At 36.4% G+C, this 15,741-nt stretch carries 17 protein-coding genes and 1 other RNA gene; 15 read left to right on the top strand and 3 right to left on the bottom strand.

Features of this window, described 5'->3' with window-relative positions; all coding sequences use genetic code 11:
• Window positions 1–72: 72 nt before the first annotated feature.
• From uvrA to FW780_RS22760, 3 genes are all read left to right on the top strand, one after another.
• Window positions 73–2,904, top strand: a complete 2,832-nt coding sequence (gene uvrA / locus FW780_RS04275; protein WP_149832360.1) for an excinuclease ABC subunit UvrA — start codon at window positions 73–75, stop codon at window positions 2,902–2,904.
• A gap of 321 nt (window positions 2,905–3,225) precedes the next feature.
• Window positions 3,226–3,630 (top strand): hypothetical protein, encoded by a 405-nt coding sequence (locus FW780_RS04270; RefSeq protein WP_149832359.1) that lies wholly within the window; start codon window positions 3,226–3,228, stop codon window positions 3,628–3,630.
• Window positions 3,631–3,744: 114 nt separating this feature from the next.
• Complete coding sequence (locus tag FW780_RS22760; RefSeq protein WP_089692266.1) at window positions 3,745–3,879, top strand: bacteriocin-like protein; 135 nt, start codon at window positions 3,745–3,747, stop codon at window positions 3,877–3,879.
• Between the two features lie 34 nt (window positions 3,880–3,913).
• Here the strand turns inward: FW780_RS22760 and FW780_RS04260 are convergent, their stop codons facing one another.
• Window positions 3,914–4,456, bottom strand: coding sequence for a DUF3828 domain-containing protein (locus FW780_RS04260; RefSeq protein ID WP_149832358.1), 543 nt, complete (start codon window positions 4,454–4,456; stop codon window positions 3,914–3,916).
• 121 nt (window positions 4,457–4,577) lie between these two features.
• Here FW780_RS04260 and FW780_RS04255 point away from each other — a divergent pair, with 121 nt between their 5' ends.
• From FW780_RS04255 to FW780_RS04240, 4 genes are all read left to right on the top strand, one after another.
• The gene (locus FW780_RS04255; protein ID WP_149832357.1) at window positions 4,578–5,090 is read left to right on the top strand and encodes a DUF421 domain-containing protein; all 513 of its coding nucleotides are present in this window, start codon (window positions 4,578–4,580) and stop codon (window positions 5,088–5,090) included.
• Between the two features lie 5 nt (window positions 5,091–5,095).
• Window positions 5,096–5,587 carry a GNAT family N-acetyltransferase gene (locus FW780_RS04250; protein ID WP_149832356.1) on the top strand — a complete coding sequence of 164 codons (492 nt, stop codon included), beginning with the start codon at window positions 5,096–5,098 and terminating at the stop codon, window positions 5,585–5,587.
• Between the two features lie 220 nt (window positions 5,588–5,807).
• Entirely contained in the window at window positions 5,808–5,987 is a 180-nt protein-coding gene (locus FW780_RS04245) for a quinol oxidase subunit 4 (protein WP_149832355.1), read from the top strand.
• Between the two features lie 112 nt (window positions 5,988–6,099).
• Window positions 6,100–6,321, top strand: a complete 222-nt coding sequence (locus FW780_RS04240; protein WP_241676844.1) for a hypothetical protein — start codon at window positions 6,100–6,102, stop codon at window positions 6,319–6,321.
• 44 nt (window positions 6,322–6,365) lie between these two features.
• Here the strand turns inward: FW780_RS04240 and FW780_RS04235 are convergent, their stop codons facing one another.
• A complete protein-coding gene (locus FW780_RS04235; RefSeq protein WP_149832354.1) occupies window positions 6,366–6,680 on the bottom strand; it encodes a DUF4286 family protein in 315 nt (104 codons plus the stop codon).
• Window positions 6,681–6,828: 148 nt separating this feature from the next.
• Here FW780_RS04235 and gyrA point away from each other — a divergent pair, with 148 nt between their 5' ends.
• The 6 genes from gyrA (at window position 6,829) to FW780_RS04205 (ending at window position 13,805) form a co-directional block, all read left to right on the top strand.
• Complete coding sequence (gene gyrA / locus FW780_RS04230; RefSeq protein ID WP_149832353.1) at window positions 6,829–9,414, top strand: DNA gyrase subunit A; 2,586 nt, start codon at window positions 6,829–6,831, stop codon at window positions 9,412–9,414.
• A gap of 30 nt (window positions 9,415–9,444) precedes the next feature.
• Window positions 9,445–10,479 carry a tetratricopeptide repeat protein gene (locus FW780_RS04225; protein WP_149832352.1) on the top strand — a complete coding sequence of 345 codons (1,035 nt, stop codon included), beginning with the start codon at window positions 9,445–9,447 and terminating at the stop codon, window positions 10,477–10,479.
• A 220-nt stretch (window positions 10,480–10,699) separates the two neighbouring features.
• On the top strand, window positions 10,700–11,536 hold the full coding sequence (locus FW780_RS04220) for a 1,4-dihydroxy-2-naphthoyl-CoA synthase (protein ID WP_149832351.1): 837 nt from the start codon (window positions 10,700–10,702) through the stop codon (window positions 11,534–11,536).
• Between the two features lie 72 nt (window positions 11,537–11,608).
• Entirely contained in the window at window positions 11,609–12,538 is a 930-nt protein-coding gene (gene menA / locus FW780_RS04215; protein WP_149832350.1) for a 1,4-dihydroxy-2-naphthoate octaprenyltransferase, read from the top strand.
• A 17-nt stretch (window positions 12,539–12,555) separates the two neighbouring features.
• On the top strand, window positions 12,556–13,002 hold the full coding sequence (locus FW780_RS04210) for an SRPBCC family protein (protein ID WP_149832349.1): 447 nt from the start codon (window positions 12,556–12,558) through the stop codon (window positions 13,000–13,002).
• 116 nt (window positions 13,003–13,118) lie between these two features.
• Window positions 13,119–13,805, top strand: coding sequence for a metal-dependent hydrolase (locus tag FW780_RS04205; RefSeq protein WP_149832348.1), 687 nt, complete (start codon window positions 13,119–13,121; stop codon window positions 13,803–13,805).
• Between the two features lie 116 nt (window positions 13,806–13,921).
• Here the strand turns inward: FW780_RS04205 and ffs are convergent.
• Window positions 13,922–14,019: signal recognition particle sRNA small type (gene ffs, locus FW780_RS04200), an RNA gene on the bottom strand.
• Between the two features lie 131 nt (window positions 14,020–14,150).
• On the opposite strand from ffs, the gene FW780_RS04195 reads away from it, so the two are divergent.
• A complete protein-coding gene (locus FW780_RS04195) occupies window positions 14,151–14,753 on the top strand; it encodes a DUF4199 domain-containing protein (protein ID WP_149832347.1) in 603 nt (200 codons plus the stop codon).
• A 16-nt stretch (window positions 14,754–14,769) separates the two neighbouring features.
• Window positions 14,770–15,720: a glycosyltransferase family 2 protein gene (locus FW780_RS04190; protein WP_047425488.1), complete on the top strand. Its 951-nt coding sequence runs from the start codon at window positions 14,770–14,772 to the stop codon at window positions 15,718–15,720.
• Window positions 15,721–15,741: the final 21 nt, after the last annotated feature.

Raw genomic sequence — 15,741 nt, 5'->3', positions numbered from 1 at the left:
AAAATTCAAAAAAAGTCTATAAAATTTCGTATTTTTGCACGTTGTGATTTTCAGGCAAAATCACTCTGAATTATGAGCAAATCAACAGAATATATAGAAGTTTACGGAGCCCGTGAACACAATCTTAAAAATATTAATGTTAAAATTCCGCGCAACGAATTGGTCGTTATTACCGGCCTTTCCGGAAGTGGAAAATCCTCATTGGCTTTCGACACCATTTTTGCAGAAGGCCAGCGTCGTTATATTGAAACGTTCTCTGCCTATGCACGTCAGTTTTTGGGTGGGTTGGAGCGTCCTGATGTAGATAAAATTGAAGGACTTTCACCCGTTATTGCCATTGAGCAGAAAACAACCAATAAAAACCCTCGTTCTACGGTGGGAACTGTTACAGAGCTTTACGACTTTTTACGTCTTTTGTATGCAAGAGTTTCGGATGCGTACTCTTTGTCTACCGGACAGAAGCTTGTAAGCTACACAGAAGATCAGATCCTGGAAACCATCAAAGAAAACTATAAAAAAGAGAAAATTATGCTTTTGGCGCCGGTAGTGCGTTCCAGAAAAGGGCATTATCATGAACTCTTTGTACAGATGGCCAAAAAAGGCTACGGACAGGCAAGAATTGATGGAGAACTGCAGGATATTGAATATGATTTAAAACTTGACCGTTATAAAACCCACGATATTGATATCGTTATCGACCGCTGGATTATCGGGGAGAATGCCTCAGAAGGAAGAATGGAAAAATCATTGCGTACTGCGATGGAAATGGGGGAAGGAATTATCGGAATTCAGAAATTGGGAAGTAAAGACATCGAATACTTTTCCAAAAACCTGATGGATGCGGAAACAGGACACTCTTTGGCACTGCCTGAACCGAATACGTTCTCATTCAACTCACCGAAAGGAAGCTGCCCGAACTGTAAAGGATTGGGAACCATCAAAAAGATCAATACCGATTACTTTATTGATAACCCAAAACTATCAATCAATCAGGGAGGATTATTGCCATTGGAAGATATCAAATCAAACAAATGGATTCTATCGCAGATTAAAAACATTCTTGAGATTTTCGGATTAGGGTTAACAACGCCTTTGAAGGATATTCCTGAAGAAGCACTGGATTACATCTATAACGGCTGTCATAAAGAATTTAATAAAGATCTTAAGTACGCCGGAATTACCAAGAAAATTAAAATTGGTTTCGATGGTCTCATCGCTTTCATGGAGGAAATCATTGATGAAAGAGAATCGTATGAAGCCATTTTGCTGGAAAGACATTTCACAACAGAAGAAACATGCCCGGAATGTCATGGGACACGTCTTCAGCCTTCAAGTTTAAGTTTTAAAATTGACGGAAAAAATATTGCTGAGGTCAATGGTCTAAGCTTAGCGGATTTAAAAGACTGGTTAGCAGATGTTAAAGATAAATTCTCGGAAAAAAATAAAATCATTGCTCACGAAATCTTAAAAGAGATTGAAACCAGACTTCAGTTTTTGCTGGATGTAGGCTTGGATTATTTAAGCTTGAGCAGAAGTTCAAAAACCCTTTCAGGAGGAGAATCACAAAGAATCCGTCTGGCAACTCAGATTGGATCTCAATTGGTGAATGTATTGTATATCCTTGATGAACCGAGTATCGGACTTCACCAGAGAGATAATGAAAGACTGATTCATTCCCTGAAAAATCTTAGAGATATCGGAAACTCGGTATTGGTGGTAGAGCATGATAAAGACATGATTCTTGAAGCCGATGAGGTATTGGATATTGGTCCAAAAGCCGGAAAATTCGGTGGAGAAATCCTTTGGCAGGGAAAACCAAAAGATTTGTTGAAAGCAGATACCATCACTGCTCAATATATCAATGGAAAAAGAAAAATTGCAATTCCTGAAGAAAGAAGAGCAGGAAGCGGTAAAAATATTGTTTTAAAAGGAGCTACAGGAAACAACCTTAAAAATGTAACCCTTGATGTTCCCCTTGGAAAATTAGTAGTAGTAACCGGAATTTCAGGAAGCGGAAAATCTTCTTTGATTAACGGAACTTTATATCCAATCCTGAATAAACATTTCTACAGAGCTGTTCAGGAACCTTTACCTTACAAAAAAATTGAAGGACTGGAGAATATTGATAAAATTGTAGATGTAGACCAGACTCCAATCGGAAGAACGCCACGTTCTAATCCTGCTACTTACACCGGAATGTTTACCGATATCAGAAACCTTTTTGCAGAGCTTCCGGAAAGTAAGATCCGTGGGTATAAGCCGGGAAGATTCTCTTTCAACGTAAAAGGCGGAAGATGCGAAACCTGTCAGGGTGGAGGATTGAAAGTGATCGAAATGAATTTCCTTCCGGATGTATACGTACATTGTGAAACCTGTAACGGAAAACGTTTCAACAGGGAAACGCTGGAAGTTCGTTATAAAGGAAAATCCATCTCTGATGTATTGGATATGACGATTGATGAAGCGGTAGATTTCTTCCAGCCGATTCCTAAGATTTTTGCAAAAGTAAAAACTTTACAGGATGTAGGATTAGGATATATTACCCTTGGACAGCAGTCAACAACCCTTTCAGGAGGTGAAGCCCAACGTATCAAGTTAGCAACCGAATTGGCAAAAAGACAAACCGGAAACACCCTTTATATCCTTGATGAACCTACCACGGGATTACACTTTGAAGATGTAAAAATCCTGATGGATGCTATCAACCAATTGGTAGAACTTGGAAACTCGTTCATTATCATTGAACATAATATGGATGTAATCAAATTAGCAGACCATATCATTGACGTTGGGCCGGAAGGAGGAAAACACGGTGGGCAGATTGTAGCACAGGGAACTCCAGAAGAAATTGTGAAGTCGAAGAAGAGTTTGACAGGGAAGTTCTTGAAGAGGGAACTGGAATAACATATTCATAAAATTATTCAGCATTTTGTCATTCCGAAGGAATCTAAATAATTTATTTTAGAATATTGACCAACTTTTTAAATTAACAATCGAGATAAGAATTGGCTAAACTAATCAGGTTTAGCCTTTTTTATGCTTAAAATAACCCTCCCAATATTAAATTTTTAAATATTTTAAAAATTTATCACGCTGATAATCAATTAATTAAATCTCAATGTTAACTCAATGTTAACTCAATGTAAAATTAATATGAATTATTTTTAATAACTTTGGTTAAGAGATACAAAAAAAGGTTAGTATAATATTTAAAACCAATTAGTTATGAAAAATAGAACTCAAATATTGTTTGCTTCACTTTTCGTTTGTGGATTTGCTGCCATTTTGAACACTGCCAAAGCCCAGACTACCAATCATAATACCATTGAGCCTATTCAGCTGAATAGGAGCGAGACTTTTACAGATATAAGAAATAAACTGGAAGCTAACTTTGATCTTACCAATCCTGATTACAAGCAGGGCACAGTAAACTCAGTAGTGAAATTCGATATTGCAAAAAATGGTAAAATTGTAAATGTTCATTCCACAGGAGACTGTAAAACCGTAAGCAAAGAAATTGAAACAGTATTAAGTGATCTTGATTACAAAGTAGACCGCAATAAACTGACTGAAAATATGGTTGCCTACACTTACGTAATGCCAGTGACAGTAGAGATTCACAGCAGATAATATTCATTGCATATTATTCATAAAAGTGTGAATAATGAAAACTTATCAGATTAAGTTATAATAAAAAATAAGCAGTAAGGTTTTAATTTTGGGCTACCATAAAATTAAAACTATATGAAAAATTTAAAGAAACTGACGAAATCAGATTTGAAGTCAGTGTACGGAGGAGAGCCTAAAAAATACTGTACGTTTTGCGAATGGGCAAATAAAGTAATTTGCAGTGATATTCCAATCGTTCAATGTCCTTAAAAAAATAAAGCCGCTTTTATGAGCGGCTTTTCTATTATTTTGTACTTTGAACAAATTCAGTTAATCTCGCTTTAAGATCTTTAGAATTTCCTATCTTATCAAAAGTAATATTATCTATTCTCCATCCTTTCTCTGTATTGATGAGATGTACGGTATCCATCCATGTTACTTTTGGTGAAGCCATATTATATTCAAACACTACGAGTGCTTCAGCAGTTTTATCCTGTATCTTAACAGATTTGATTGTATAGCTTGTAAATCCTTCATAAAGACTGGAAAAAATAGCCCCTTCAAAGATTAATGGCTTTTCATCAGGATGATCACTCTTTTTTACCTTTTCAATATCCGCTTTTGATGCATGTATGGCCTCGTCTAAAACTTTTTTTAAATCCGGAGAAAACAAACTATCCGGAATCGGTTGATTATAAATAGCTTCGTTGGATTTACCATACTGAGTATAAAGCTCATTTACCTTCTCATGAATAGCTGTTTCTTGGGATAAAGCAGGCTGAGCTTCATTCTTTTTACAGGAAGCAAGGAAAAGGAAAATTCCTAATAAGAGAAATAATTTTTTCATTTGTTATTATTTTTTGTGGTATTTATCAGAATCCCAAGCTCAAAATGTATACCAAAATCTGTCAATAAAATATTTTTTAAGAATCACAAAAATCAATACATTTGAGTAGATAAAAAAAATTGTGGATCCAATTCTTAACGTTGCTGTCCGTTCCCTCTGCGTTTACCTTTTCATGGTGATTGCTATCCGTTTATTTGGTAAAAATCAGCTTTCCCAGCTCAATACGGGAGATGTTGTGTTGTTGCTGTTGATTTCAAATGCTGTCCAGAATGCGATGGTAGGTCCTGATACCTCTCTTCAGGGAGGAGTTATTGCGGCATTGGTTTTGTTTGTTGCTAATTTTATTTTAAAAAGAATCATGTTTTCCAGCCGTTCTTTTCAGACTTTTATGGAAGATGAACCGGTAATTCTTATCAGGGACGGAATTGCAGACCAGGCAGCACTGAATCGTGTAAAAATTACTGAAAGCGAATTGGAAGAAGCTATAAGAGAACATGGAATTGAAAACATACAGAATGTAAAGCTTTCCGTTCTGGAAGTAGATGGGAATATCAGTGTTGTTTCTCAGGATGAAAAAAGCAAACAGACCCATTATTCGAGAATTAAAAGAAAACTCAAAAGAAAATACCATTAAATACAATGAATTACGAATTAAGAGAAATGCTTCCCAGTGACGAAACCCGGGTGCTTGAGATTTTTCGGCAGGGAGTAGACGGTGGAATTGCCACTTTGGAAACAGAAGTTCCTACCCCTGAAGCCTGGAGCATGGAATATTTCAATGACTGCCGCTGGGTGCTGGAAAATGAAAATAATGAAGTGATAGGATGGTGTGCCTTAAAACCGGTAAGTAAAAGAGAATGTTTTAAAGGAGTTGCAGAAGTAAGCATTTATTTTGATAACGAATACCAGGGTAAGGGATTGGGTTCCATATTGCTTAAAAAGATAATTCTGGACAGCGAGGACCATGGATTCTGGACATTGCAGACCAATATCTTCTCCGAAAATGAAATGGCTATCAAGTCCCATCAGAAAAACGGGTTCAGAGTGGTAGGAGTCCGCAAAAAAATGGGAAAACTCAACAACGAATGGAAAGACCTTGTTTTGATGGAAAAGAGAAGCGAAATCATTTAGAGAATTATAAATTATAAATGATGAATGATGAATGATGAATGATGAATGATGAATGATGAATTTGTTTGATAAACACATTAATCTCCATAGTAAAATTCATTATTGACTTGAGAAGCAAAATTGACCATTGATAATAAAAGGCTGTATATTCCAACCTTAAACTCTGAACTTTTCAATTTGGCATTACCCTTGTAATAATAAAGTTGAAAAAATAGAAATAATGAAAAATTTGATTAAAATTACAGGAGTTCTTATCGTGATGTTTATGTTGTCATCATGTGTAGTGCATGACAACGGGCATCGTGGTAAAACCTTGCCGCCAGGACAGGCTAAAAAAGTGTATGGAGGAAGTGCAAAAGATTATGCCCCTGGACAGGTGAAAAAAAGAAGTGGCTATTAACTTATTAAATAAGAACATCAGCATTTAGTTTTAACATACATTAGCTTAATTCCAATTTCTTTTGGCATTAACATTGATATATTTCGCTATCGAAATTGAAAAAGTGAAAATAATGAAAAGTATGTTTAAAATTGCCGGGGTAGGCGTGGTCCTATTAATGCTGTCCTCTTGCATAGTGCATGAGCCGCATGGAAGAAGAATGCCGCCGGGACACGCAAAAAGGTATTATGGCGGAAGTGCAAGATACTATGCACCAGGTCATGTTCAGAAAGTGTATATTTATGAAGAGCGTGGCCATCATCACAGAGGCCGTGGTCATGGACATCACAGATAAAAAAAGAAAAGCACTGATTTTTTTCAGTGCTTTTTTATTATCAATTATAATCTTGTTTTTTTAGGATTCAGGTAGGTGTTAAAGATCATCACTTCCTGTCCGAACTTTTTCTCAATCCTTTCAGATATATTCAAAAGTTCGCTTTTAATGAAATCTTCCCGCAATTCATCATTATCAAAGATTAATAAGAGATTGTAATTTTTACCATCTTCAATATAATCACTATGCACTTCAGAAAGAATATATTTGTCTACATCCATCAGGTTTTCAGTCATTAAAACCAATGTTTCATCAATATAATTTTCCCATTCTTCCAGCTTATCTTTCGTGCAGTGGAAAGTTATACTTAATACTCCCATATTTTATGAATTTTTAAGATTTTTTGGATAAATTCTACAGCAAAAATCGGCATTTTTTTCGTAAATTAGCCCGTTAATAAAAATTGGAAATAAATAATTTTCAGACTTACAGCTAAAGGTCTGACTATCATTATAATAAAATTTGTTTATGCAAAAAGAAGGAGAAAGACTGATTCCTATCAACATTGTTGATGAAATGAAGTCGTCTTATATCGATTATTCGATGTCCGTTATCGTTTCAAGAGCGTTACCGGATGTAAGAGATGGCTTGAAACCCGTTCATAGAAGAGTACTTTATGGTATGTATGGATTAGGGGTGTTTTCTAATAGAAAATATTTAAAATCTGCGAGAATTGTTGGGGATGTTTTGGGTAAATATCACCCGCACGGAGATTCCTCTGTATATGATGCTATGGTAAGAATGGCCCAGGACTGGAGCTTGCGTTATCCTCAGGTTGATGGCCAGGGTAACTTCGGTTCAATGGATGGTGACCCGCCTGCAGCAATGCGTTATACTGAGGCAAGATTGAAAAAAATCTCTGATGAGGTGCTTTCAGACTTAGACAAAGAAACAGTTGATTTCCAGAATAACTTCGACGACAGTTTACAGGAACCGACAGTAATGCCAACCAAAATTCCGAACCTTTTGGTAAACGGTACTTCTGGTATTGCAGTAGGGATGGCAACTAATATGGCGCCGCACAACCTGTCAGAATCTGTAGATGCAATCTGTGCTTATATCGATAATAAAGAAATTACGATTGATGAACTGATGCAGCACATCATTGCTCCGGATTTCCCTACAGGGGGTATCATCTACGGTTATGACGGAGTAAGAGATGCATTCCATACAGGAAGAGGGAGAGTTGTTTTAAGAGCTAAAGTTAGCTTTGATGAAATAGGAAACAGAAACGCTATTATCGTTAGCGAAATTCCTTATCAGGTTAACAAAGCGGAAATGATCGCAAGAACAGCAGAGCTTGTTAAAGACGAGAAAATCCCTGGTATCCACGAGATCAGAGACGAATCAGACAGAAAAGGACTTCGTATTGTTTATGAATTGAAAAACGATGCTATTCCGAATGTTGTTCTTAACCTATTATATAAATATACAGCACTTCAGACTTCTTTCAGTGTAAACAATATTGCATTGGTACACGGAAGACCGGAGCAGCTGAACCTTAAAGATATCATTCATCACTTTGTAGAGCATAGACATGAGGTAATCGTAAGAAGAACTCAGTTTGAGCTTAAGAAAGCAAAAGAAAGAGCGCACATCCTTGAAGGGTTCATGAAAGTAATCGGAACTCAGGATGCTTTAGACAGAGCAATTTCTATTATCCGTCACAGTGCAAACCCTCAGGCTGCAAAAGAAGGATTAATTGAAGCATTTGAACTTTCAGATATTCAGGCTCAGGCGATCCTTGATCTTAGATTGGCTCGTTTAACAGGAATGGAGCTTGATAAGATCCGTGATGAATACGATGCGATCATGAAAGAAATTGAAAATTTGGAAGATATCTTAGCCAATGAGCCTAGAAGATTCCAGATCATTAAAGAAGAACTGATCGAAATCAAAGAAAAATACGGAGACGAAAGAAGAACTGAAATTGATTACTCGGGAGGAGAAATGTCTATCGAAGATATTATCCCGAACGAAGCTGTAGTTCTTACGATCTCTCACGCAGGATATGTTAAGAGAACTTCACTTTCAGAATATAAAATTCAAAGTAGAGGTGGTGTAGGAAATAAAGCGGCAACAACAAGAGACTCCGATTTCCTTGAATATATTGTTTCTGCAACCAACCACCAGTATATGTTGTTCTTTACAGAAAAAGGAAGATGTTACTGGCTGAGAGTATTTGAAATTCCGGAAGGTTCCAGAACAGCAAAAGGAAGAGCGGTACAAAACCTTATCAACATTGAACCGGATGATAAGATCAAAGCCTATATCAGAACCAACAATCTGAAGGATTCTGAATATGTAAATCAAATGAGCGTTGTGATGGTTACCAAAAATGGTACAATCAAGAAAACTTCATTAGAAGCCTATTCAAGACCAAGAGTAAACGGAGTAAATGCTATTGAGATCAGAGATAATGACCAGTTGTTAGGAGCTTACCTTACCAATGGAAACTCTCAGATTATGATTGCTACTAAAAATGGTAAATGTATCCGTTTCCCTGAAGAAAAAGTAAGAGAAGTAGGTAGAGGATCTATCGGGGTAAGAGGAATCTTGCTTGAAGACGGAGACGAAGCTATTGGTATGATTGTTGTGAACGATGTAGAAAACGAAACAGTACTTGTAGTATCTGAAAAAGGATACGGAAAGAGAACAGCAGTAGAAGACTACAGAATTACCAACAGAGGAGGAAAAGGAGTTATCACCCTGAACATTACCGAAAAAACAGGAAATCTGATTGCTATTCAAAACGTAACAGACGAAGATGGATTGATGATTATCAATAAATCCGGTGTTGCGATCAGAATGGGTATGGATGAAATGAGAGTAATGGGTAGAAATACTCAGGGAGTAAAACTGATCAATCTTAAGAAAAATGACGAAATTGCAGCCATCGCAAAAGTAGCAATGGACAAAGATGTAGAAGATGATTCTGAAGAAACTGAAGAAGGAACAGACGTTGTAACTGATAACCAGGAAGACAATACAATACCTCAGGCTGAAAATGAAACTCCGGCAGAGGGAAATGAGAATTCTGATTCTGAAGAATAAATTGTACAATATAAATATAAAATAGTTATTATGAAGAAACTAATTTTAGGAATGGCTATCGTGGCATCCGCTTTTGCTTTCGGGCAGAAAAAAGATGCAGCTGCTTTGAATGCTCAGCTTCAGGAAGCTAATAAAGTTGCTATGGATGCATATAATGCAAAAAATTATGCAGCTGCAGCACCTAAGTTTATAGAAGTTTATGACCTATTGAAAGCTAATGGACAGGACAACAAAATATATATGTATTATGCCGGACTTAGCCACGCGTTAGCAAATAACAGTGATCAGTCTATCAAAATATATACAGATCTTGTTAATTCCGGATTTACAGGAGTAGAAACCACTTATACTGCAAAAGAAAAGAAAACAGGACAGGTAGTGAATCTTGATAAAGCGACTTGGGAGCTTATGAAGAAGAACTCTGACTACAGTGATTTCAAAACAGAGCAGACAAAAAGTATAGAATCAGACATATACGAAACACTGGCTTCTTTACTTCTTAATGCAAAAAAAGCACCTGAGGCTCTTGCTGTTATCGAAAAAGGATTGGTTAAATTCCCAAGCAGTGCTAAACTTAAAGAAGCGCAGACTACAGCATACCTTCAATCTGGAAACACAGATAAATTTGTTTCCGGATTAAAAGAACAATTAGCTAAAAACCCTAATGATGCCACAAACTGGTATAACCTTGGGGTAATGCAGGCTAAAAATCCTGCTACAGTTAATGATGCTTTAGAAGCGTTTAAAAAAGCAGTTGAACTTAAGCCTGATTTCTCTGATGCTTATCAGAACTTAGTATATACAACTATTGGTGATGATGCTAAAGTAGTAGGAGAGATCAACGCATTGAGAAAAGACAAGCCGGACGAAGCTTCTAAATTGATCGACGAAAGAAGAGAAAGATTTGGAAAAGCATTGCCATACGCAGAAGGATGGTATAAAGCAAATCCAAAAAGTCTTGATGCTGTTTCTGCATTAAAGGAAATTTACATGGTAACTAAAAACATGGATAAAGTTAAAGAAATGAAAGCTAAAGAAGCTGAACTTAGCGGTGCAGCAAAGTAATCATTTGATAACTCAACTATAAAAAGCCGGAACAGCAATGTTCCGGCTTTTGTTTTAAAGAAAACAGGATATGTTGCCTATTCTGAAAAACAGATTCTTACTCAATATCTATGGGCAGAAATTTTGAATGAAAAATTTCTCTTCTTTATTGAAATGATGGGTGAATTTCACACAGAGAATTTCTCTGTAATTCCGTATCTTTGAGAAAAATTTTTATAAGATGATCGAGTGGAAAACCGCCAAGGAATACGAAGATATTACCTATAAAAAATCTAACGGAGTAGCAAGAATTGCTTTCAACAGACCAGAGGTACGTAACGCTTTCAGACCTAAAACAACTTCAGAACTATATGATGCTTTTTATGACGCTTCCGAAGACCCTTCAATAGGTGTTGTTTTACTTTCAGGAGAAGGACCAAGCCCTAAAGACGGAGGTTGGGCTTTCTGCAGTGGAGGAGATCAAAAAGCAAGAGGAGATCAGGGGTATGTTGGAGAAGATGGAAGACACCGTTTAAATATTCTTGAAGTTCAGCGTTTGATCCGTTTCATGCCTAAAGTGGTTATTGCAGTAGTTCCCGGATGGGCCGTTGGTGGAGGACACTCACTTCATGTTGTATGTGATTTAACATTAGCAAGCGAAGAACATGCTATTTTCAAGCAGACAGATGCTGATGTTACAAGCTTTGATGGTGGTTACGGTTCTGCTTACCTTGCTAAAATGGTAGGTCAGAAAAAAGCCCGTGAAATTTTCTTTTTGGGAAGAAATTATTCCGCGCAGGAAGCTTTTGAAATGGGAATGGTAAACAAAGTAGTTCCTCATGCAGAATTAGAAGATACGGCTTACGAATGGGCTCAGGAAATATTAGCCAAATCTCCAATGTCTATCAGAATGCTGAAATTCGCCATGAATCTTACAGACGATGGCATGGTTGGACAGCAGGTATTTGCAGGAGAAGCAACCCGTTTAGCATACATGACCGAAGAAGCTAAAGAAGGAAGAAATGCATTCCTTGAAAAAAGAAAGCCAAACTTCGGAGAAGATCAATGGATATCTTAAAAATATAATTGATAATTGGTAAATGATAAATTATGTATCATTTATCAATTATCGTTTATCAATGATAAATATATGACTGATTGGATAAAAGCCGCAAGGCTAAGAACGTTGCCGCTTTCCTTAAGCGGAATTATTATGGGAGCTTTCATTGCAAAATGGAGACTTTACGGAGAAGGGGGAACATGGGACTGGAAAATTTTTGCTCTGGCACTTTTGGTAACACTTTTATACCAGATTTTATCAAATTATGCTAATGACTATGGTGACGGAGTAAAAGGTACCGATGCCAAAAGAATCAATGAAGCTGAAGCAAGAGCTGTAGCATCAGGAAAAATTACAGCAAAACAAATGAAAAATGCAGTGATTCTTTTCGCAGCATTATCTTTCATTGCAACAATTGCTTTGTTGTATGTGGCTTTCATTCCAAACTATATGAATGAATTTTATATTTTCATAGGATTGGGTGTAGCAAGTATTCTGGCAGCAATTGGGTATACAGTAGGTAAAAAGCCTTATGGATATATGGGACTGGGAGATATCTTTGTGTTTATCTTCTTCGGACTTGTTTCCGTATGTGGAAGTTACTTCTTATTCACCAAAACTTTCAGCTGGGATATGCTGTTACCAGGTACAGCAGTGGGGATGATGAGTATGGCAGTCCTTAACCTGAACAATATGAGAGATATTGAAAGCGATAAACTATCAGGAAAAAACAGCCTTGCATTAAGAATGGGATTCAGAAATGCAATGATCTATGAAATGGTCCTGTTACAGCTTCCATTATTGCTGATTCTTATGTTTTTAGGAATAAACGGATTTATGCAGGGACAAAATTATTATGTTTTCATCGTAATGATCCTGTTGATTCCACTATCCAAACTGAGAAGGAAAATTTTATCAGTAAAAGAACCAAAAGAATTAGACCAGTATTTAAAGCAGGTAGGTATCATGACGTTTGTAATGGCAATTCTTACGGCAGCCGGCCTTAACTTATTTAACTAAATCTAAAATAGTATATTATGAGTTCTAATGCCTATGTTGAAGCTCAAATGCTCATCAGAAAACCGGTTGAAGATGTTTTTGAAGCATTCATCAATCCTGAAATAACTACTAATTTCTGGTTCACAAAATCTACCGGAAAATTAGAAGAAGGTAAAACAGTTACCTGGGAATGGGAAATGTATGGCGTGAAAAACGTAGTAAATGTACATCAGATCATTCCGAACCAACTGATCAGAACAGAGTGGGGAGAGCCTTCAACGAATGTAGACTATGAATTCAAAACCATGGAAAAAGGAACTCTTGTTATCATTAAAAGCTATGGATTCAGCCAGACAGGTGAAGATCTGTTAAAAGTAATTAATGATAATACAGGAGGTTTTACGACAGTTTTAGACGGCTGTAAAGCATATCTGGAACATGGAATTAATTTAAGACTTATTGAAGATAAATTCCCATCGAAATAATAAATTTAAAAAACACGAATGGCACGAATGCTTTCACGAATGTCACTAATCTCTTGTGCTATTTGTGAAATTGTTTGAGTCATTTGTGTTTAATAATAATTGAAACTTAATTTAAAATGAAAATACAATTCTTAGGGCAAAATTGTTTCCTGTTCACTTACAAGGATAAAACAATTTTGAGTGACCCTTTTTACAACTACAAAAAAGCAGAATCAGGTTTTGATATTGCTGCTCAAAAAATCGACTATATCTTGTTGACTCACGCGCATGGTGATCATATTGCTGATGTAGCAGAAGTTTTACAGCATTATCCGGAAGCTACTGTAATTGGAGTTCCTGAAGTATGCGGTTACTTCCAACAGGCAAAAAATAAAGACGATGTGAACTTAGGAGGATCGGCAAAAATCGACGATCTTAAAATTTCCATGGTACCAGCTCACCATACAAGTTCTTTCCCGGATGGAAGCTATGGTGGCGTTCCTGTAGGGTATATCTTCAGACTTCCTGAAGGTAAGAATATCTATTTGGCAGGAGATACAGGAGTAATGGCGGATATGGAGCTATTCCCGAGATTATACGGGAATATTGATCTTTCTATCCTTCCAATTGGGAGTCACTATACAATGTGTCCTAGAAAAGCCTCTTTTGCTGCTGCAGAGCTATTAAAAACTCCAAAAGTAATCGGATGCCACTTTGATACTTTCCCGGCAATTGAGATCAATCATGAAAGTGCATTAAAGCATTTTGCCGATAAAAATGTAGAACTTGTTTTACCAAAATTGGGAGAGACGTTCGAATTTTAATCAATAACGGGAATAGGTAATCTGAAAAATTAGAAAAATGAAAATGATGCGTAAGGTATTAAAAACAAAAAAAGATAATTATCAAATTACCTCTCTTCTCACTTTAAACCAAAAAAAAATGGCAAGCTACCTAAATCACACCGCTACGACCGATTACCTTTGCTGCGTTCCCACCCTGGAGGATTCTCAGGAGCTGGTTGTTTAGGACTTGCCGTTGCAAAGGTAGGAATATTTTATAAACTTCAAAACTTTATTAAAGAAAATTAGTCGAAAAAATGCAGTGGTAAAGCTAAACGCCTGACATTTAGAGGGAAAATTTTTCAACTTTTTTCTAAAAATTTAAATATGACGAAAAGTCCATCAACACTAGGAATTATACTTTTTATCGCTACAATGATCGTTTTCTTTGTAGTGTACACTTTTTTCTCAGGAATCAATTACTTTGATATCTCTTTGAAAGCCAATGCTTTTGTTTTGCCTCTTCTCTATGCCGGGGCCGCTTTCTGGTCTGTAAAATCCTATTGGAATAACCATAGAGTAGTAAAATTTAAAGAAGCTTTCAAAAGAGCATTCGTTCCGATGTTTGTCGGAGGAATTCTTTCCATCTTCAGTATCTATGCCTTTTTAAACTTTGTAGATCCAGCGGCAAAAAAGCTGTTGAACTACCAATATGTTCAGAGACAAAAATCAGAATTGGATACAGAATATACCTCTGCAAGAAAAATTCTGAAGCATCAGAAAGATATTGATGAGCTGGATCAGAAGTACAAAGAAAGATTACAAAGCTTCACTCCTGAGGCTGTTAAAGGAAAAGATATGCTTACCGCAAGTCATTTTTCAGGATATTTTGCAGCAATTCTTATATTTTACGTAGTTTTGTCGGTGTTTTTTGGAGCGTTTTTCAGAACAAGAACAATACATCAGCCCGAAGAAACAAATCAAGCCTAATTTTTATTAAAATTAAATGAATTTATCTATAGTTATTCCGTTACTGAACGAAGAAGACTCTCTGGAAGAGCTTTTTTCAAGAATTGATAAAGTATGCACAACCAGCAATTTATCTTATGAGATCTGGTTTGTAGACGATGGAAGTACGGATTTGTCGTGGAGTATTATTGAGAATATGAAAGTTCAGTATCCTCAGATCCACGCTATTAAATTTTCCAGAAATTATGGAAAATCACAGGCCCTTCATGCAGCCTTTGAAAGAACAAACGGAGATGTAGTGATTACCATGGATGCCGATCTTCAGGATTTCCCAGAAGAAATTCCGGAACTGTACAATATGGTGATCCATGATAACTACGATATCGTTTCCGGTTGGAAAAAGAAGCGTTTTGACAATGTAATGACGAAAAATATTCCGTCAAAATTATTCAATGCAGCAGCAAGAAAAGTTTCAGGGGTTTATCTTCATGACTTCAACTGTGGTCTGAAAGCTTATAAAAAACAAGTGGTAAAATCTGTTGATGTATACGGAGATATGCACCGTTATATTCCGGTATTAGCGGCTAATGCAGGTTTCAGAAGAATTACTGAAAAAGAAGTACAGCATCAGGCAAGACCTTACGGAACTTCAAAATTTGGTACTGAAAGATTTGTCAGAGGATTTCTGGATTTAATAACTCTTTGGTTTGTAAGCCGTTTCGGAGGAAGGCCAATGCATTTCTTTGGAGCAGTAGGAACTTTAATGTTTATTGTTGGTTTTCTTTCCGCACTTTGGCTGGGAATTTCAAAACTAATTGATGTTGCGAGAGGAATTTACGGACATTTAATTACCAATAATCCTTGGTTCTTTATTGCTTTAACAATGATGATTTTGGGAAGTCTTCTGTTTGTAGCAGGATTCTTAGGAGAAATGATTATCAGAACAAACCGCGAACATAAGAATTATAATATTGACGAAGTGATATAAAGATTAAAACCTGAATAAAAT

It is taken from the genome of Chryseobacterium sediminis (assembly GCF_008386505.1).
Lineage (GTDB): Bacteria > Bacteroidota > Bacteroidia > Flavobacteriales > Weeksellaceae > Chryseobacterium > Chryseobacterium sediminis.
This window is presented reverse-complemented; position numbering and strand designations above follow the sequence as displayed.